Here is a 19,952-nt window from a genome sequence, read left to right on the forward strand (position 1 = left end):
CGTGGCGGTGGCGTAAATCGTACCGGTGTTGCGCACATTGACGAAGCCCGCGGGCGAGCCGTTGATGGCGGAAATACCAAAGGCGCTTGCCGAACCTTGGGCCGTCGCGTCGACAAGGGCCGTAGCCGACAAGAGACCGGCGTTGTTCACTGTGATGCCATCCCCGTGGCTCACGAGGTAAGCACCTTGGCTACCGAAAGATACGACTCCAGCGATGCTGTTTGCTACAGCCGCTCCCGTTCCCTCCGTGGACTCGACGGACGCCGCGATCGAACCGTTGGCGACGTTTGTCAGCGTAATGTCGCCAAGGTTGAAGCTATTCGTGGCGGAGTTGCCGACCTTGCTGATCACCGAAATGCCATCGGCCGTCGTCAAGCCTGCACCCGCGTTGTAGGCACCTTTGGCCGTCGCGGTGATCGAACCGGCATTGGCCACGGCCACATCGCCATAAGTGGCCGCGACGACCACACCGCCGGCAAAAGCGCCGCGGGCGTAATACTCGTGGAAACTGGAGGTGGAGTTGTTAGACAGTGCCGACGCCGCGATCGAACCGGAGTTGGTGATGCTGATGGCGCCATAGTGACTGCCATAACCGTTTTTCACGAGAATGCCAATGGCCGAGCCTGCAGCGAAGGACTCGCTCATGGCAGCGGTGATGGAGCCGGAGTTGTTCACGATGTTGTCGTTGCCGTAGCTGAACATCCGTATGCCATCGGCCTGAGCGCCACGAAAAGTCCCATTGAAGTAAGTGCTTCCGGCAACGTTACTGGCGCTGATCGTACCGCTGTTGTTGACGGTCAGCTTACTGGTGTCACCGTAAGTATAATTTCTGACAAACGCGCCATAGGCGTCCCCACCCGCCGCGTTGACGGCGATATCGCCGGTATTCGTAATGGTGGCACCGCTGGTATTGATGGATTGCGCATCAATACCTCGTGCGTCGGCGGCGGCCGTGATCGTGATGGCGCCGGAATTATCGATCACGGCACCGGTGCCTGCCGTGCCGCTATACGCTTCGGTCTGGGCAAAGATGCCCCAGCCCGAGAGGGAGTCGTTGATGGTGATGTGGCCGGAGTTGCTTACTAATGCCGACCCATACTCGGCCACCGCGTGGATACCATAACCCTCGACGGCGTTGACGATGTTGATGTTGCCGGTGTTGGTGACGCTGGTATTGCCGGCGCCGTAATAGCCGGCGCCGAAGCCCACATCATGGTGTCTCCCCGTTTCGGCAAAGATGCCGATGGCAATGTTTTCTGGGTGGTAAACGTTGGGGATCGCGCCCGTCGTGATGGTGATGTCGCCAGAGTTCACGACGGAAGTGTTGCCGTATGCACTGGACGCGGAGATGCCAAAGTTTTGAGCGCCGTAGCCGGTGGTGGCCAAAGCAATGCTGCCGATGTTGGTTACTGACGCGACATTGTTATAGGTGTGCGCCAGGATGCCCCACCCACCATGCTGTGTGTTGACCGAAATGCTGCCCGAGTTGGTGACCTGCACACCCGAGGCGAAGTCGGAAAAGGCATAGATGCCGGTGCCGTATTGCGTTAATCCATTACCACCGCAATGACAATCGCCTTCCTGGTTGGCGATGATGCTACCGGCATTGTTGACCACAGCTTGGCCCGCGCCATAGTCGGCGCTGGCGGAGATGCCGGTGGGCTGCAGACCGGTCGTCGTGATTTTGCCGGTGGACGTGTTGGTCACCGCAACGCTACCGTAAACGGAAATCCCCTCTTCGCCGTTGACAAACCACGGGCCGACCGCTTTGATGTAGCCTGAGTTGGTTACGGTGGTACTCCCGATATAGCCCTGCGCGCCGATGCCGTCGACCGTGGTAACCGCGAACGGATAGCCAAGAACCTGGTGTGAGACCGCCAGAATCTCACCGGAGTTGGTGACTGTGGCCTCACCGGTCGAGGAGATCGCCTGGATACCGCGGACTTTGTTAAACAGCCCGTTATATGCGGTGAGGTTTCCCGTATTGGTCGCCGTGGCGTTGCCACCCTCGGCGCTGACGTTGATACCAATGGCCTCGCCGAGGGTCGAGTATGCGACTAACTTGCCGTCGTTGCTGGCGGTCGCGTCACCGTTATAGGTTTTGGCAGAAATGCCGTTAACGTTGCCGGTCGCATCACCGGTCAGCGCCACCACGCGCACATAACCACCGCTTGCATTGCTGGCCGTGGCACTGCCATTGCCACTGCTGGCCGACACACCTGAGGCACTGCCGCCGTAGGAGCCCGAAACCACATAGCCGGAGTTGCTGGCGTTGGCGTTGCCAACCGCAGCATAGGCTTCGATGCCCGAGGTTAGGCCAGCGTGACCGATGGCCTGTACGTGGCCGGTGCTGCTGGCCGATGCGTCACCGTTGGCCGAGATCGCCGAAAGGCCCACCGCGTTATAGCTCGAGCCCACCGTAACGTTATAGGTATTGCTGACGGTGGCGTTGCCATTGACCGTCTGCGCCAGGAGGCCGATGGCCGTGCCCGTCGCTGACGTGGTGGTGACCGAGCCGGTGTTGGAGACGCTGCTGCCAGTTTGGCCAAACGCCTCGATGCCGACCGCCTGATCTTGTCCGCCATTGGCGGTGACCGAGCCAGAATTGGTGACCGAGGCGTAGCCGTCAGCGGAAGAGGCCAGTATGCCCACGGCCTGATAATTGGTGGACGTCGCGGTGATGCTGCCGCTGTTGGTGACGCTGGCATTGCCGGTGTAGCCCTGCGCGATCACACCCACGGCGACGCCATTCACCGAACTCGACGTGATTGCGCCTTCGTTGGTGACCGTGGCATTCACGTAGCCGGACGAATTGACCGCGATGGCGTTGCCGTCCTGGGCAACTGCGTTGATGGTACCGGCCGACTGGTTGTCGACCGTGTCACTGCCGGCTGCCGAGTTGGAGTACACCGCCGTCACGTCGTAGGCACCGGGGCCGTAGACGCTAATGGGGCCGTTATTGATGTAGCTAACATCGCCGTAGGCCTCGGTGCCCAGCGACCGGGCGCGGGACATGGGTGCATGCGTGATGGTGCCGTGCGCGCTGCTCGCGGTTGCCACCGTGAGGCTGTGCGCAAAGAGTTCATCGGCACTTACGGTGGTGATGTCGGCGTGGGTGGCGCTTGCGTTGCCACCCCAGTGGGCGTCGATACCCATCAGGCCGGTGGCCGGAGTGACGCTGTGAGGTACAAGATGATCCTGGACGACCGCCAGATCGTCGATCGGCGTGACGTCGAGGTGCCCGGCGGTGACGTTGAATGCCCCGTCACATGACGTCGTGGCCAGCGCCGCTGGCGCGCACGTCCCGGCGGCGAAAGCAGCACTGCTGCCGCCCAGCGCCAATAGGGTCAACGAAATAGCGAGTGCCGCGCGAACAGCGCGGGTGACAGGTGCGACCGTGAAGGTCGGGATTTCATGGGCCTGATTCAGACGGCCATTCTTGTTTGCATTCATTACTGACCCAACCCCTCAAGTTTTGATAAACGCTGATGTCGCGCTTCCGCTTTGCCGGAGCGCAACAAACCCAAATCTTTATTGACCGCGCTGATCGAACGTCCCGCTCGATACGAAGTCCTTGCCCACGCCGGCCTGTTCCCGTCGCGCTGTGCGCCGGTCGAAACTGCGGTGGTATTCACATCCCCCGGATGTCTGCGATCGCGGTGTCGTCGCCACCTCTGCTCCCGAGCCCGGGTGGCCAGGTGGTGGCGACGACACCGCGATCGCCCATATGTGTTCGTCCTTTTACTTGACCGTCACGGCCGTGGTCTGCGCGATGACGTAGCCGGCGCTGTCGCTCACCGTTTCGGTAACGGTGTAGGCACCTGCCTTGGGATAGAGATGACTGGGGCTCGCGGCGGTGGACGTGCCGCCATCGCCGAACACCCATGCGTGCGTGGTAATGGTTCCCGCACTATCGGTGGACTCGTCCGTGAATTTGACGATCAGGCCATTGTCAGTGTCGCTGAAGTTCGTCACCAGCGGGCTAGGCACGCCAAGCTGGCTAGCCACAGCGCTGAGAACCACGCTGCCACGACCGCTGGCGAAATCGTAGCCCACCTTGGCTGTTTCACCACCGTTATTGCCCACCGTAATGTCGTGGAAATCCCCCGACGGCAACTGATACAGCAACGGTGCGGCGAATCCGATGGTGGTGCCTTTGATCGCAATCATGCGTGCCCACAGACCGACAAAAATCGGCGACGCCAGACTGGTTCCGCCCCATTGCGCGATCACACCATTGACGTACACCAGCGCACCTGAGTTGTAGTCGGCATCCATCGCAATGTCAGGCACGCCGCGCTTGGTACCGGGAACAAGTGCGTTCTGCCAGCTCGGCTTGGGTTCGAACGCGCTCGGGCTGCCACCCCCATCGACCCACACCGTTTCGCTGCTCCACGTGGTCTTAGACGCATCCAGCGTGGTGCCGCCGACAGCAACCACGTACGGTGAATCGGCCGGCCAGCTCGGCGTGGTGCCGCCGTTTGAACATTCGTCAGCGCCTTTGTCGCCGGATGCGATCGAGAATGTCTGGCCCTGGGCGACACCGAGTTCGAAGATCTGATCCGATGCGGCGGCCGTGCCGTCGCTCTTGGCATCGGTTTCGCAACCGCCGATCGAGACATTGATGACCTTGGCGACATTGGCCGTTACGGCCGTATTGAAGTCGGCAAGCAAGTCAGCGTCGGACAGGCTCGGTGTGGCGTAGAAGATGAGCTGCCCGACCTGGCCGCCGCTCGCACCGACGATGTCCTGGCTGTCGATGCTCCATTCGGCATTGCCACTCTCATCGCCACTGTCCGCGCCGGTATAGATCACCTGCGAGTTGATGGTCGCCAGGTTGTTGGCCGCAGTGAAAGTATTAAGGTCAGCAACCGACTGGGTCATATCGCCTTCGCTGATGATGCCGACGGTGACGCCTGCCGCGGTCTGTATCCCGGTGCCACCGTAGATCGATGAGAAATCCGTCGGGTCATGCGGGGCGATGGTGGCCGAACCGGCTAGGGTTTTCACCTGTGCACGTTGCGCGAAGGTATGCGCCTGATAAACATTCTGCAGACCGATCACCGACAGCACGCTGTCCTGCAAGGTCGTGGGGATATGCGCATCGCTGTTGTTGGCGAAGGCGATACGGCCATCCTGGGTCTGCACCCGGGCGAACGAGGTCTGGAAGGCGGCCTGCGCAGTCCCAGCCGTGCCGTCCGCCGATACCAGCAGATGATTGGGCGCAATCACGATATTCGTGAAGCCCATCTGCTTCAGGTAAGTGGCAACCGCCTGGACCTGCATGATCGTCGGCTCATGTTGTGACGAGAACTGGGTTGGCGTCAGCGTCTGGTGCGCGGCGACCAGGCTGTGCAGCTGATCGCTGTTGCGCAGCTTCAGCGCGACCACGATGTGCATGGGCTGCGTGTGCGCCAGCACGCCGGTGAAGACATCGCCGGGATGCAGCGCTGTACTGCCGGCCACTGCGGTGTCTAGGCCATTGGGAAGATCGCTCGCCCGGGCAGACATGACGGCGGCGGCGGCGAGCGCGAGCGCGATGGTCATCGCCAGCGCAGGAACGGGAGAGGTACGAAGCGTCGTGAGTTTCATTTGGTCCACACAGGGTTAGTGATGCCCAAGGGCGAGGATGGATTTGTTGAATCGCCGAACCTTGGCATCCGTGCCCCATGCTGCGACAAGCGCGCACGGCCAAGCCCCGACGTCGTAATGCGTCGGGCGCCATGTCGATATGAGGAGAGACGATCTTGCGCGTCAGATGCTGTCATCACAGCAAACGGCGGGACTTACCGAGTAGCGCTGATTGCAACAAACCCTATGGAACAGCGGTGATTCGCGAAGCTGCCAAGATCACTGCAGAGCGTGTCCGCGGTTACGTCAAACAAAGACACTGACGATGTCCAGCGGCAACGAACCTTGCAATCGAGCGTCCGGGCATCGGCGGTAGTCAGCCGGACGTACATCATGTAGCAGTTGAAAACTGCGCCACACGTGTGGCCGCAGCAGCATGGTTTACTTGTTGCAAGTGCGTTTTACACAGTGACAGATACGGGTCCAACCTGGCGGTGAATCGCCACAGCGCTGATTTCGTCATCTAATCTTCATGCAATCGACATCGACCAGCTACGTTCCCTATTGCGATCGAGTATCGGCTCGAGCGCGAGACGTATCAATAGAAAACACTGGTTGATCTCTCCCTTGGGAGAAATCAACCAATCATTCATCCGGTTGATTGAAGCAGAGGCGGCATCGTCAAAGCCACGCGACGCGGCCGTTTCAGCCGCCCTGGGGCTTCTTTTTGCTTCGCGCGTTGGCAGCAGGTTGCTGCGGAAACGTATCCATGGCTGCACGCCAACCCAACTGGAATCGCGTACGCGTGTTGAAGCTTTTCATGAGTTCGCCGATGCGGCGATTGAGCGTCGTGGTAGACATCCCGGCCTCAAAGGCAATCGCCTTGTCATTGAGCCCTGCGGCCAACAGGGGAATCACCTGTTCTGCCGCGTCCGACAACCGAGAGTCGGGCTTCCCCGCTTTCAATTTACCGCTTCGTGTGAAGACGATGGGTGTCGATCGCTCCCAGGTGAGTTCGAAGAGCGCATAAAGGGAGTCGAGCAGTGAGGAGGAGCGGACCAACATGACCGGGCCGCCCTGATCTTCGACATTCAAAGGGACAAGGCCAACACGTCGATCCACGATCAGCATCTTGACCGGCAACGTCGGGGAGACGCGCGCCTCTTCGCCCTTTTCAATGTCAAGCCGCAACGAATTCAATGCACCTGGCAGCGCAAGATACCCCGCATCGGAGATAGTTCGTATGCGCAGATCAGGTGGCATCTCATATGGAAATCCCTGGATTTGCAGCGTTGGCGCGCGCTGGAAGCCAACAATTTCGCTCTGAACTGTTTGTAGCATCTGCACCACGATCTGGCCCAAGGCGGCGGGGCTGGTGATGAGCTCGACCAGCTGTTCGCTTTCTTGCGCATTTCCTGTACTTATGACTTGCTTTTTCAGCACCGGTATCGCGGCACGCGCGCGCTCAATATCTGCTACGCGCTGACTTGCCAGCGCTTCGATAGCGAGCTCCGGTGACGCGGCAATGTATCGCCGCGGCCGTTCAGGTGAGTGTGAGGCCAATCCTTTGGATTCGATGCTGTCCAGTAGCTGCTGCGCCTTGCGCGGCGACAGGTCGAGCAGGTGTGCGACGTCTTCCGTGGTCGCGAGCCCTCGCGATAAAAGAGTGCAATAAGCGCGCTCTTCCATCTCGTCTATGCCAAGTGCCCCCAACATTCTTGGGGTACCGGCTCCTGCACGTAGTGTGTTCATCGCAGTTTCCACGTATTTGGGAATTCCCTAGATGGGCCCTTTCCAATTCAAGCACTTTTCTGTCGGGCCACTCATTGTGGCTGAACACTTTGGATTTGCATCGGCTTGACGATGTTTAGCCTGGACTGGACCAGCCACAATTTCTCGAGTGATCTCCGGGCCACCAAAACGATGGCTTGAGACAACCTGGGAATGGAAAGCCTTGAATCCCAAGCTTCATCCAGATTACTGGAACCTTGGGCCGCACTCCGTCAACGCGGAGACTTCCAAGAAGAACGGCGTTCTTGACGCGCTGTTGTGGAGATTGAGGCGCGGGCAAAATTTTATCGTCACAGGCACTATCCTGTGGCAAGGAGGACTCCGCAGGAATTCCGGCGTCGCACTTGCCACCTGTTACGTTTCATCCCGTCGCCACGGAAAATAGCGCTCCCGTAGGAACTTCGCTTCGTAGACTTTTCTCGATCGCGTGCGCTTAGAATCCCAAGGCAACCTGAACTCATCTGCATCTAGCATCACGTAGGGGAACGACATCACTCTTCAGAATCCACCTACTTCGAAGCTCTTCTCCTTCAGTGCCGTTTTTCTGATTGAAATGTGGGAACGCTTCGGCTTCAGCGGTATGCAGGTGCTGATGGTCACATTTTTGATGAGAAAACTCGGCTTCGCCGATACCAAGGCTAATCTGGTCTGGGGTGCGGCAGCCGCATTGATATACGCGACCCCTGCAATAGGCGGGTGGGTTGGCGACAAGCTGCTCGGCACCCGCCGCACCATGCTGGTCGGCGCCACTGTGCTGGCGCTGGGCTATGCGATGTTGTGGATTCCCACGAACAATCCCTACATGGTTTACGTGGCCCTCGGCGTCATCGTAGTTGGCAACGGCTTCTTCAAGCCCAATGCTGGCAATCTGGTCCGAAAGATCTACGAAGGCGATGAAACCCGCATAGATAGTGCTTTCACCATCTATTACATGTCGGTGAACATTGGCTCGTTCTTGTCAATGACACTGACACCCTGGATTCGCAATATGGTCAGCGCACGCTACGGCGATGATGTGGGGTGGCATACCGCCTTTGGAGTCTGCTCGATTGGCCTGATGCTTGGCATGGGTAACTATCTAATGATGCGACGCGCACTGGCGCATATCGGTTCGCCCACAGACAATCATCCGATAGACATGCGCCGCGCATTGGCCGTCCTCGCGGCGGCTATCGTGCTGGTGTTCGTCGTTGCCTTTATTCTGCAAAGTCAGGCCGTAGCCAGAATATGTGTATACACGGCGGCTGTCGTGATCCTTGGCGTGTTTGCACACTTGATCCGCTGCAGCGAGAAAAGCGAGCGAGCTGGACTGATCGCAGCACTCGTGCTGACCGTACAGACCATCTTCTTTTTCATTTTCTACGCGCAAATGGCGACCTCGCTGAATCTTTTCGCCCAGCACAACGTGAACCTTTCGTTCGACGCGTTTGGCATGCACTTGTTCAACTGGATTCCTGAGCAATTCCAGAACCTCAATCCCATCTGGATCGTGATCCTTAGCCCGGTGCTAGTGCTGATCTATAACGCCCTGGGTCGTATCGGCAAGGATCCGTCGATTGCCTTCAAGTTCGCGCTGGGTTTCGCTGCCGTGGCGATCGGATTTTTCATGTACGGCATTGGTGGGCATTCGGCCGTCCATGGCCAGGTGTCATCATGGACAATGGTATGGGGCTATGGCTGGTATTCGCTGGGCGAAATGCTGGTGAGCAGTTTGGGCCTGGCCATGATTGCACGCTACGTGCCGGCCCGCATGGGTGGCTTCATGATGGGCGCTTATTTCGTTGCGGTAGGTTTGTCGCAATATTTGGGCAGCATGGTGGCCAATATCGCCCACATCCCTCGTGACATTACTGACCCCGTACAGTCACTGGCGATCTTCGTAAACCTGTTCAACAAACTTGGCTTCGTAGGCATCGCCTGTGTTGCGATTGCGTTGGCCATGCTTCCATTGATGAGAAAACTTTCGGCCAGCCACGCTCGGCCTGCGATCAAACTCACACCCTGACGAAATAGGGAATCGCCGTGAGCGCAGCGCCAATGGCAATCAGCAGCCACGTGCCCGACACGAAATAGGGAAACACCATCAGCGCCAGTCCGCACACCAGCGGGACGATGGCCTGCTGCTTCTTGCCGTATATGAAAAAGCCGAGTCCGATCGCGCCGAACAGGATGCCCCAGAATAATGTCGATACGCTCAAGGCTGCCCCACGGGTTTTGGCCTGGATGGCTGGATCGTACTCTACGTAAGGCTCGCTGACTCAGAGACATGTGCCCACACGCACTTCTCCAGGAACGGTGGAACGTGCCAATCTCTGCGCTGGGAATCTGTCTGCAGATATCAATCTTTAATGCCGTTTAATGGCGTGAGTGACGCGCCGTCGTGCGGGCCGTGTGTTTGGGTCAGGAGAACGTTCATGAAGTCCACCGGATATTTCGCGTTTGCGACCTGCTGCGCCCTGGCGCTGCCACTGTCTGCACTCGCCGCCACGACCGCGCCAGCGTTCCAGTTGAGTGACCTGCAGAAGATCGTGAGCCTGGGCGAGCCGCAGGTTTCGCCGGACGGCAAGCGCGTCGCCCTCATCGTTTCGACGCCGGACTGGAAGGCCGACAAGAGCAAGCAGGAAATCGATCTGGTGGACACTTCCAGCGGTGCACGGCGCATGCTGACTTGGAAGCGCGAGGGCATCTCGTCACCGCGCTGGTCACCGGACGGCGCGCAGTTGGCCTTCATCGCCGACGACGCGGACACCAAGCAGGGACAGCTGTATGTGATGCCGATGGACGGTGGCGATGCGCAGCGGATCACCGAGATCAAACGCGGCGTGGACTCGTTCAGCTGGAGCCCGGACGGCAAGCAGATCGCCTTCGTCAGCGAAGACGAACCGGCCAATGCGAAGGCCATCAAGGAACACGACGACGCGTTCCAGGTCACCGACAACCACTTTCTCACCCGCGAAGCACTCACTCCGTGGCATCTGTGGGTGGTCCCCAGTGCAGGCGGCACGGCAAAACGGCTCACCCAGGGCAGCTACAGCCTGCAGACCGATCAACAGGACGATACGCCGGAGCCGGCATGGAGTCGCGATGGTCGCAGCATCGCGTTCGTCCGCTTTCCCGGCCCGTACTGGGGACCGTCGTTCCATTCGGTAATTGCCAGCGTGGATGCCAGCGGCGGCGAACCGCGCACGCTGGTAACGGACGAAGGGTCGGCCGATGTCATCTATGCGCCGGACAGCGACAACTTCGCCTTCGTGCGCCCGCGCAACGGTGACCAGAACAATGGCAATGCGGTCTACGTGACGACGGGCGGCAATACACGCGACGTCACCCAGGCGCTGGCGCGCAACCTCAACGGCTACGCCTGGCTGCCACACGGCAAGTCGCTGCTGCTGGCCGCCGAGGACGGCACCCACTCGGTGCTGTGGGAGCAGCCGCTGTCGGGAGCAGCGAAGAAGCTTGACCTCGGTGACGTGGAAGCCGGTACGGACGTGAGTGTCTCGAAAACCGGTACGCTCGCCTTCATCGGCAGCACCACGACGCATCCAGGCGAGCTGTACGTGATGGATTCGGTGAGCGCCAAACCGCGGCGGCTCACCAACCTCAATACCTATGTCGACAGCCTCTCGCTGGGCCGCACCGAATCGGTCGAGTGGCAGGGGCCGGACGGTTTCCACGAGGATGGTGCGCTGACGTTTCCGGTGGGCTACCAGCGCGGGCAGTCCTACCCGCTGGTGCTGGTCATCCACGGCGGCCCGGAAGCGGCCTCCACGGTGAAATTCTCACCGCTGCCGCAGCTGCTGGCCGCGCAGGGCTTCGTGGTGTTCCAGCCGAACTACCGCGGCAGCACCAACCTCGGCGATGCCTACCAGCACGCGATCTTCCGCGACACCGGTGTGGGCCCTGGCAATGACGTGATGGCCGGCGTGGCCGCGGTGCAGAAGCTCGGCATTGTCGACGCGCAGCGCATCGGCGTCACCGGCTGGTCATACGGCGGCTACATGACGACCTGGTTGACTGGCCATTACCCGATCTGGAAGGCTGCTGTCTCCGGCGCGGCGCTGACCGACTGGGTGATGGACTACACCGTGTCGTACTACCAGACAGGCGATACCTATTTCTTCGGTGGCTCGCCGTGGATGGCGAAGTACAAGGATATCTGGCGCGAACAGTCGCCGATCGCCTATGCGCACAACGTCACCGCGCCGACCCTGATCATGGGCGACGTGGGCGACCCCAACGTGCCGCTGTTGAACAGCTACGAGTGGTTCCACGCGCTGCGCGATAACGGGGTGCAAGTGGAGTTCTACGCCTACCCGGTCGACACGCATTTCCCCAAGGACATCGTGCGTACCACCGACGTCTACCGCCGCTGGGTGGGCTGGATGACGCAGCACCTGAAATGATCTCGATGGACGGCCTCATCGACTGATTGGCAACGGCAACGCCGGAGTCGCAAACGCGTCTCCGGCAGCAGCCATCTCTGCATATACAGCATTCGGACGCACAGCAGAGGTTGCCCATTCAACCTGTTCGTGAAAGTGGAGCAGCCTGCCCCGCCTTACTTTTTCGGCAGCACTTCAAAAAGTGATCCGTACTCCGCCATATACCGCGATCGGGGCAGCTGGGCTCAAAAACCGGTTGTCGACGCCGGGACCGTTCGTGACACCATCGGCAGGAATTCCCGGAGTGCCAATACCCGTGGGATCGCTGTAGATGCCATACGTCGCGTATCTGGCATTGAAGAGGTTGTCGATGGAACCGAAGAGTTCCACGTGCCGGCCAAGCTGATACGAAGTGTGCAGATTCACCACGTGATAGCCCGGCATCGGGGCATTCTGATTGGACTCATCGCCAAAGTAGTACTGGTCGCTGACGACGATCAGTGAAACTCCCACCTTCCACTGCGGCGCAACTGCGTAGTCTACGCCTGCCTTGACACGGCTCTTCGGGATGCCTGGCAGACGATCGCCTGGATGCACCTGGATATTGCCGTCGTCATCCTGATAAGGATTCGAGGGTGAAGGAAGCTGTACGGCCGATCGAAACGTCGCATCGACGTAACTGGCATTGATGTAGTACGACCATCGATCGGCCTGGTAGTTGAAACTGCCTTCGATGCCCTGGCGTCGCGTCGAGCCGATGTTCTGGTAAAAACCGCTGCTGACCGAGGTTGCGATGCCATAGATATCGTTGAAAGAATTGGTCCGGAACGCCCCCAGGTTCCAGGAAATTCCGCGGCCCCCATCAGACGCGTCAGGAATTCTTCCACGCACACCGAATTCGGCGGTATGTGCCACCACCTGGCGCAGGTTCGGCGGATCGCCGGCCAGGTTTGAAGGCAGCAGGCACGGCTTCATCGAGCAACAGGCGATCGATGTGACCCTCTCGTCCTGTGACGGCAATGTCGCCGCGGCTGCACGCAAACTGGGGGTCAGCCGCAGCACGATTTATCGGCGCCTAGGCGAACAGACACCTCCGGGCGGAATCCTTCCCGCATCAATCACCGCCGGCAACGCCGAAAGCTGCCTGCATGACCATTGAGCAGGTGCGCCACGGCCGAATCCAGGCTGCGTGTGAACACTTCGACCTGCGCGTCATGGAGTTATGACGCACTCCCCCCAGCTCATGGTTGATCTCGGCGGGTCAGATTCTGTTCGTGCAGACGTCAGAATCCCCCAAGTAGAGGGCTGCATCGGATGCCGCAGCCCCCGAAATACCCCGCACGATCAAAGCCTGGGTGACGCTCCGCGTCCAGCCTGAACCCGGCAGGCCACACCGTCACGGCATGAATGCCAGCACGACAATAGTCTGTGGATAGTGTGGTGGCAGCGTTTGCGCAATGCCGCAACGCACTGGCACGACCAGTGCTTGATTTTCACACAGGTACCAGGACGCCTGTGTGATAACCAGTTCGATCCATAATCAACGAGTCGACCGGTGGTCTGCTATCGATGACGCGGTATGGAATAATGCGCGGCTGTCACCGGCATGGAGGTTTTGACCGCTATACGCATCATTCGCTCGCAGCTCTGCAGGAGTATCACCGAACAGGAGTAGGCAGATGGAGAGGCTTGTCACAGTACCGACATCCGGCCGCCTATGGCGGTCATGGATCGGTTTTGTGTTCAGCCTGCTATGGCTGGGTCTCACCCACGCAGCTACCCCGTTGAACGGCGCCTGGCGCGAAGTCCGCGCCGGCGATACGCCGCAAACCGTGATGAACGAGTATCGCAACGGCCTGCTGCAGAGTTTCAACCCTTCACTGCTGGAGCGGTTTCCACATAGCGCACAAGGCAGCTGGGTAGTCATCGCACCGCAACCACCATGGGACAACAGCGAACGCGTGCTGACGGTTTATCCGCCTCCGCTTGGCGCGGTCACGGTGTATGCCAACGATAAGACACAGACGCTGGCACTGGATGATTTCAGCGCACCAACCCATGGTCATGGCCGGCTGGCCTGGCACGTACCTATCGAGCAGGCGGCATCCACACCAATCCTGCTGAAGTTCGAGCCATCAGCGTCGCTTAGCGCGCCGGTGCGTTTCCAGTTGTTGCCGTGGAACGACTACCTGCAGCAGGACGCGCAGTGGCTGGTATTCGCCAGTGCCTGCTTCGCAGTGATGCTGGCAATGGTGCTGATGGCCGTGTGCTTTGCGCTGATGCTGCGCGACGTCACCTATGCCTGGTATGCCGGCTACATCGTCTGCTACGCGCTGATCCAGGGTATCCAGACCGGCTTCCTGTTCCATCCGCTGGAATGGGCGTGGCTGTCCGGCATGATGGTGATGGCAGGCTCGGCGGCGGTTGCACTCTCGGTAGCGTTCGCCGCGCTGTTCATGATGCGTTTCTGCGAACTGCAGCGTTACGCTCCGCTGCTGCGGGTACCGATCGTGGCGCTGGCCGTCGGCATGATCCAGTTGGTGCTGATGCGCTGCAGCCACATCGCCATGCTGATCGACGTGGCGCAGGTTCTACTGAACCCGCTGCTGATGATCGGCGCAACGCTGTTGCTGACCGCCGCCATCGTCGCCGCCGCGCGCGGCTCGCGCCAGGCATGGTTCTTCCTCGCCGGCTGGACGCCGCTGCTGCTGCTCACCGCGATGACGAGTGCCCAGGTCAACGGCGCACTGCCTGAACTGGACTGGCTCAATGACGCCAGCCTGGCAGGTGGTGCGTTCGAGGCACTCGTGCTGTCACTGGGCCTGGCCGACCGCGCACTCAGGCTGCGCCATGATCGCGACACGGTGCGGGTGCTGGCTGACCATGACTCGCTAACCAACGTGCTCAACCGTCGCGCCTGGAGTGAGCGTGCCAGCTCCTTGCTTGCAAGCACACCATCGCGGTCGATCGCTCTGCTGTTTCTCGACCTCGACCATTTCAAGCTGCTGAACGACTATCAAGGCCACAACACCGGCGACCGCGCACTGATCGCCGTAGCCAAGGCGCTGGCTACAGAATTGCGCCCAAGCGACCTGCTCTGCCGCTACGGTGGCGAGGAGTTCGTCGCACTGCTCGACGGCGCCGTCGCACAACAGGCGATGCAGGTGGCCACCCGACTGTGCCGGCGCGTACACCGGCTGGAAATTCCGGTGAGCGCGGATTCACAGCTGCTCAGCATCAGCATCGGCATCGCCATGCGGCAGGACGGCGACAACGTGGAGTCACTGCTCGAACGCGCTGATCAGGCCATGTACGACGCCAAGCTCAATGGTCGCAACCGGGTCTGCCTCTACGCTGAGCGCATGTCGGCAAACACGCATAGCGGCCCACAGTTGCATGTGGTCGAAACGCGCGAACGCTGAACCAGGTACATGACGACCAGGATCAGCGCGCTGCAAGCTCCCGCGCCGCTGCCACCACCTCAGCCTCGCCCGGCAGTACCAGCAGCGCAGCACCGGCCAGCGGCGTAAAGGTATCCGCGCCGACTACGCGCTGCATTGGCGTGGCGCCGTAGCCGCCCTCGACGATCGCGGTGATCACACCCTCACCCACGCCAGCGCTCTTGCGACCTTCGTCCAGCACCAGGATGCGCTTGGCCGTCTTCGCCTGCGCCGCGATGAATGCGTTGTTGAGCGGTGCCAGCCAGCGCAGGTCGATCACGCGAATCTGCCAGCCGTGCTGTGCCTCGATCTGCTTCGCCGCGCGCAAGGCCATCGGCACGCCGTTGCCGAAGGTGAAGATCACCAGGTCGTTCGCGGTCTCGTTGTAGATGCGGCCCTCACCCAGCGTCATCGCCTTATCCAGGGACGGATAATCGAACTGCCACAAGCCGTCGCCGGCTTCGTACAGATCCTTGGTCATGTACAGCGCGATCGGCTCGAGGAACGCGCACACGCGGCCATCGACTTTCGCCAGCGCCATCAGCGTGCGCAGCATCATCGCCGCATCGTCGCCGCGGCTGGCGCAGCCGACGACCAGGCCCGGAATGTCACGCAGCGCCGTGATCGAGTTGTCGTTGTGGAAATGGCCGCCGAAGCCCTTCTGGTAACCGAGCGAGGCAACCCGCATCACCATCGGGTTGCGATACTGGTCATTGGAGAAGAACTGCAGCGATGCCGCCTCGCCGCGAATCTGGTCGCAGGCATTGTGGAAATACGCCAGATACTGGATCTCCGGCATGGGCAGCATGCCCATGTTCGCGTAGCCCTGGGCGAGGCCGAGGATCATCGTCTCATCCAGCAGCGTGTTGAACACGCGGCTGCCCTTGAAGGTCTTGTTGAGGCCCTTGGTGACGGTATAGACGCCGCCCTTCTGCGCCACGTCCTCACCGAACAGCAGCGCCTGCGGATACTTCGCCAGCAGGTCGTGCAAGGCCTGACCGATCTGGATCGCCAGGTGACGCGGCGGCAGATTTTCCGGCAGCTTCGCCTCACCACCGAACACCGCGAGTCGCTTTTCGGCGTAGTCTGCACGCGTAGCCTCGGTCTTGACGGCCGCCGGGGTGTACGGGGCCAGCGGCCTCATCACATCCTCGAGCGAAGTCAGCCGATGCCGCGAGTCCGCGTCCTCGGCCGCGGCGAAGCAACGCTTGCGCATGGCCTCGTACATATCCAACAACTCATCCTTGCTGTAGAGGCCGGACTCCAGTGCGATACCCGCCGAGCGCAGCAGCGGATCGCTCGCCTCCACCGCGAACAGTTCCTCGATGCTGCGCCACTCGATCTCGAAATCGGTGCCGGCATGGCCCATCACACGGGTGGTCTTCAGATGCAGGAAGGTCGGCCGACGCGTCGTGCGGCAATGTTCCACCGCGCGCTGCACCTGGGCGTAGCCCTCGGCCAGATCGAGGCCGTCGGCAAAGAAGTAATCGAGGTTGGAGCGCTGCTGGAAATTGCTGGCAACCCAGCCCGTCGGGGTTTTCACCGAGATGCCGATGCCGTTGTCCTCACATACAAACAGCACTGGCGCGGGGAGCTTCTGATACGCCGTCCACGCCGCCGTGTTGAATGCGGTCTGCGCCGTGGCATGGTTGCTGGACGCGTCGCCGAACGAGCAGATCGTGATGCTGTCATCCGGAATTGGCAGTTGGTGGCCGATCCGTCGCGCCTGCTCGATCGCCACAGCGGTACCGAGCGCCTTGGGTAGATGCGAGGCGATCGTCGAGGTCTGCGGCAGCACCCACAATGGCTTGCTGCCCCATACCTTGTGGCGGCCACCCGAAGCTGGGTCGTCCTTGCTGGCAGCAAAGCTCAGCGCCGAATCCATCACCGCATCCATCCCCGGCAGCTTGCGGAAACGCTCGGCCATGAAGCCGCCGGAGCGGTAATGCAGGAAGGCCGGATCGGTATGCCGGGTCAGCCGCGCCACCATCGCATTACCTTCGTGGCCAGACGAACCGATCGTGTAGAACACCTTGTTCTGCACACGCAGCACGCGCGCCATCAGGTCGAGGTGACGCGAGATCAGCTGCGATTCCAGCAGCTCGCGGAAGCCGCGCGCATCCAGAGCGCTGCCCGGCAGCACGGGCTGATCGTCTCGCGGTGCGGCATGCGCCTCACCCTGCCACAGCTGCACGAACTCGGTGAAGTTCTGATCGACAATTTCGGCGCGGTTGAAGCCTTTGTGGCGGGCGGCGATGGGCATGGCAGTCATGATGGTGAGGTTTCTCGTGAATGATGTGCCGCTGCGGCGGCATCGAACGGGGAATTATCTGTCGTAGGCTGATGCGCGCACCAGTGCGGCGCCATCAGATGCTTCATAGCGCACGCAGCAAGCCTGCGCGTTTTTGATCCTTGGGCCGGCCGAAGCTTTCCAGTACACGAATCTGATCGGCCAGCGAGGGAACCGGCACGGCCATATCACCACAGGACACGGTGACGATCTCCCGCACCTGCACCGGTTGCCAGCCATGCACCCCGCTCAATTCGAGGCCGCCCATCACTTCCACCGGCAGCCCAGCAAAATGGAAACGCGCGAAGCGCGAGCGAAAATGATCGGAACCATCCGGTGCATGGGCGCCGTCAAGATGCGACTGCCAATGCGCGATCAGGCTTTCTGCATCGCGTACGCTGGTCAACACATCCACGTCGGCCACCGTGACGTCCGCACCGATCAGGCGAGCAGCGGCACTCCCGATCAAAACCCACCGATCGCGGCAGTGCCGTTGAAGATCCGGCACCACCATCGCAAAGGTTTCGTGCAACAAATCGCTCATGCCGGTCGACGACGCTGCAGCCATTGCTCACGCGTCTGGCCCCAGATCTCGATGGGACTGTCCTCAAACGGTGCCGGCAGTTTGCCAAGGCCCTGAAGGCTGGAGCCGAGCCGTTGGGCAAGCAACTGCGAAGAACGGTTGTCGGGGTGGATGGAGTGGATCACCTCGGTCCATTCCAGGTTGGCGAAGGCCCAGTCGATCGCTGCCACGCTGCCTTCATAGGCATAGCCCTTTCCTTGCGCCTCACGCGCCAGGCCCCAACCCACCTCGGTGCCAGGCCAGCCTTCCGGATGCCAGGGACCGAGGCGACCGATCCAACGGCCGCTGGCCCTTTCGATCACCGAAAACATGGAGAAGCCCTGGATCATCCATGCGCCCGCTGACGTGAGAAAGCTGCGCCATGCCGCCGCGCGTACCTGCGGGCCGCCAATGAATCGCGTGCCTTCCGGGTCCGCCATCTTGCTGGCATAAGCATCGAAATCCTCCACCCGCGGCGGGCGGAGGATCAGGCGATCGGTTTCGATGATGATGTCTGGCAAACCCATTCCGCATCACTCTCCGGATACGTCCACCCATGCGGCTCGTCATGCCGGCTTTTGCCAGAATGACGAGCAAGCATCAGAGCGCTTCAGAACGCGTTGATGCCGGTCAGTTCGCGGCCCACCACCAGCTCGTGCACGGTCTCGGTGCCTTCATAGGTGATCACCGATTCGAGATTCAGCGCGTGGCGGATTGCCGAATGCTCGGTGGTGATGCCAGCGGCACCGAGGATGTCGCGACACTGACGAGCGATATCGATCGCCATGCGGCAGTTGTTCCACTTCGCCAGCGACACCTGGGTCGGCTGCATCTTGCCAGCGTCCTTCAAACGACCGAGCTGCAGCGATATCAGTTGCGCACCGGTGATGCGCCGGGCCATGTCAGCCAGCTTCAGTTGCACGGACTGATTGGAGGCCAGCGGACGGTTGAACAGGATGCGCTCCTTGGTGTAGTCCAGCACTTCCTTCAGGCACGCCTGCGCAGCACCGATCGGCCCCCAGGTGATGCCGTAACGCGCCTGCGTAAGGCAGCCCAGCGGGCCCTTCAGGCCCTTCACGTTCGGCAGCCGTGCACTGTCCGGCACGCGCACGTTGTCGAAGAACAGCGCCGAAGTGACCGACGCGCGCAGGCTCATCTTCTTGTGGATTTCCTGCGCCTTGAAGCCGGCTGTGTCAGTCGGCACCACGAAGCCCTGGATGCCGTCCTCGGTCTGCGCCCACACGATCGCGATGTGTGCGAGGTTACCGTTGGTGATCCACATCTTGGCGCCGTTGATCACCCAGTCGCCGCCATCTTTCTTGGCATGGGTCTTCATGTTCGCCGGATCGGAGCCGCCGTGCGGCTCGGTCAGGCCGAAGCAGCCGATCACTTCGCCGGCCGACATCCGCGGCAGATACTGCTTCTTCTGCTCCTCGTTACCGTAGGCATAGATCGGGTACATGCACAGCGAGCTCTGCACCGAAGCGAAGCTGCGCAACCCGGAATCGCCGCGCTCCAGTTCCTGGCAGATCAGGCCGTAGCTGACACCGTTCATGCCGGCGCCGCCGTACTCCTCGGGAATCGTCGCGCCAAGCAGGCCAAGGGCAGCAATCTCCGGAATCAGCTCCTTCGGGAAGCGGCCTTGGTCGAAACAATCGCCGATGATCGGCAGCACGCGCTCGTCGATGAAACGGCCGACGGTGTCCTGCACCATGCGTTCTTCGTCGGTAAGCAGCGAACGGACATCGTACAGATCGAGCGGATTCAGACTGACAGCCATGGAAGCTCCGGAAGCGGATGCGTAAAACCGCTATTGTAGCGCGGGACTCAGGCCTGCACAGGCGTCCCGCCAGCCAGTCCGGGCTCAATATTGGCCAGCAAAACCGGCCCCACAGCCCTTCCCCCTTGAATACCGG

General features: G+C 60.8%; 13 protein-coding genes. 4 read left to right on the top strand and 9 right to left on the bottom strand.

All coding sequences use genetic code 11. The features are described 5' to 3' along the window. From GSQ75_RS05895 to GSQ75_RS05905, 3 genes are all read right to left on the bottom strand, one after another. On the bottom strand, nucleotides 1-3,453 hold a 3,453-nt coding region (locus tag GSQ75_RS05895; RefSeq protein ID WP_216840615.1), incomplete at its 3' end, for a hypothetical protein. A 288-nt stretch (nucleotides 3,454-3,741) separates the two neighbouring features. Further along, nucleotides 3,742-5,592 (bottom strand): protease pro-enzyme activation domain-containing protein, encoded by a 1,851-nt coding sequence (locus GSQ75_RS05900; protein ID WP_254058447.1) that lies wholly within the window; start codon nucleotides 5,590-5,592, stop codon nucleotides 3,742-3,744. Nucleotides 5,593-6,276: 684 nt separating this feature from the next. After that, the gene (locus GSQ75_RS05905) at nucleotides 6,277-7,323 is read right to left on the bottom strand and encodes a helix-turn-helix domain-containing protein (RefSeq protein ID WP_158753537.1); all 1,047 of its coding nucleotides are present in this window, start codon (nucleotides 7,321-7,323) and stop codon (nucleotides 6,277-6,279) included. Between the two features lie 529 nt (nucleotides 7,324-7,852). Between GSQ75_RS05905 and GSQ75_RS05910 the strand changes: the two genes are divergently transcribed. Beyond that, entirely contained in the window at nucleotides 7,853-9,367 is a 1,515-nt protein-coding gene (locus tag GSQ75_RS05910; protein ID WP_158753931.1) for an oligopeptide:H+ symporter, read from the top strand. Here the strand turns inward: GSQ75_RS05910 and GSQ75_RS05915 are convergent. Next, nucleotides 9,357-9,560: a hypothetical protein gene (locus GSQ75_RS05915; RefSeq protein ID WP_158753538.1), complete on the bottom strand. Its 204-nt coding sequence runs from the start codon at nucleotides 9,558-9,560 to the stop codon at nucleotides 9,357-9,359. The genes GSQ75_RS05910 and GSQ75_RS05915 overlap by 11 nt on opposite strands. Nucleotides 9,561-9,776: 216 nt before the next feature. On the opposite strand from GSQ75_RS05915, the gene GSQ75_RS05920 reads away from it, so the two are divergent. Next, entirely contained in the window at nucleotides 9,777-11,765 is a 1,989-nt protein-coding gene (locus GSQ75_RS05920; protein WP_158753539.1) for a S9 family peptidase, read from the top strand. Nucleotides 11,766-11,939: 174 nt separating this feature from the next. Here the strand turns inward: GSQ75_RS05920 and GSQ75_RS05925 are convergent, their stop codons facing one another. Beyond that, nucleotides 11,940-12,806 (bottom strand): TonB-dependent receptor, encoded by an 867-nt coding sequence (locus tag GSQ75_RS05925; protein ID WP_254058448.1) that lies wholly within the window; start codon nucleotides 12,804-12,806, stop codon nucleotides 11,940-11,942. On the opposite strand from GSQ75_RS05925, the gene GSQ75_RS19150 reads away from it, so the two are divergent. Continuing rightward, a complete protein-coding gene (locus GSQ75_RS19150; RefSeq protein WP_254058449.1) occupies nucleotides 12,739-12,903 on the top strand; it encodes a helix-turn-helix domain-containing protein in 165 nt (54 codons plus the stop codon). The two genes, GSQ75_RS05925 and GSQ75_RS19150, sit on opposite strands and share 68 nt — an antisense overlap. Before the next feature lie 580 nt (nucleotides 12,904-13,483). Continuing rightward, on the top strand, nucleotides 13,484-15,166 hold the full coding sequence (locus GSQ75_RS05935) for a diguanylate cyclase (RefSeq protein ID WP_343160909.1): 1,683 nt from the start codon (nucleotides 13,484-13,486) through the stop codon (nucleotides 15,164-15,166). 22 nt (nucleotides 15,167-15,188) lie between these two features. On the opposite strand, the gene GSQ75_RS05940 is transcribed toward GSQ75_RS05935, so the two are convergent. The 4 genes from GSQ75_RS05940 to GSQ75_RS05955 form a co-directional block, all read right to left on the bottom strand. Next, complete coding sequence (locus tag GSQ75_RS05940) at nucleotides 15,189-17,456, bottom strand: thiamine pyrophosphate-dependent enzyme (RefSeq protein WP_174236693.1); 2,268 nt, start codon at nucleotides 17,454-17,456, stop codon at nucleotides 15,189-15,191. A gap of 103 nt (nucleotides 17,457-17,559) precedes the next feature. Continuing rightward, nucleotides 17,560-18,018 carry a hypothetical protein gene (locus GSQ75_RS05945; protein ID WP_254058450.1) on the bottom strand — a complete coding sequence of 153 codons (459 nt, stop codon included), beginning with the start codon at nucleotides 18,016-18,018 and terminating at the stop codon, nucleotides 17,560-17,562. Beyond that, on the bottom strand, nucleotides 18,015-18,563 hold the full coding sequence (locus tag GSQ75_RS05950) for a GNAT family N-acetyltransferase (RefSeq protein WP_158753543.1): 549 nt from the start codon (nucleotides 18,561-18,563) through the stop codon (nucleotides 18,015-18,017). The genes GSQ75_RS05945 and GSQ75_RS05950 overlap by 4 nt, the downstream gene beginning before the upstream one ends. Before the next feature lie 83 nt (nucleotides 18,564-18,646). Beyond that, nucleotides 18,647-19,816 (bottom strand): acyl-CoA dehydrogenase family protein, encoded by a 1,170-nt coding sequence (locus GSQ75_RS05955; RefSeq protein ID WP_158753544.1) that lies wholly within the window; start codon nucleotides 19,814-19,816, stop codon nucleotides 18,647-18,649. Nucleotides 19,817-19,952 lie beyond the last annotated feature (136 nt).

The organism is Dyella sp. S184 (assembly GCF_009766065.1).
In the GTDB taxonomy this organism is placed as follows: Bacteria; Pseudomonadota; Gammaproteobacteria; order Xanthomonadales; family Rhodanobacteraceae; genus Rhodanobacter.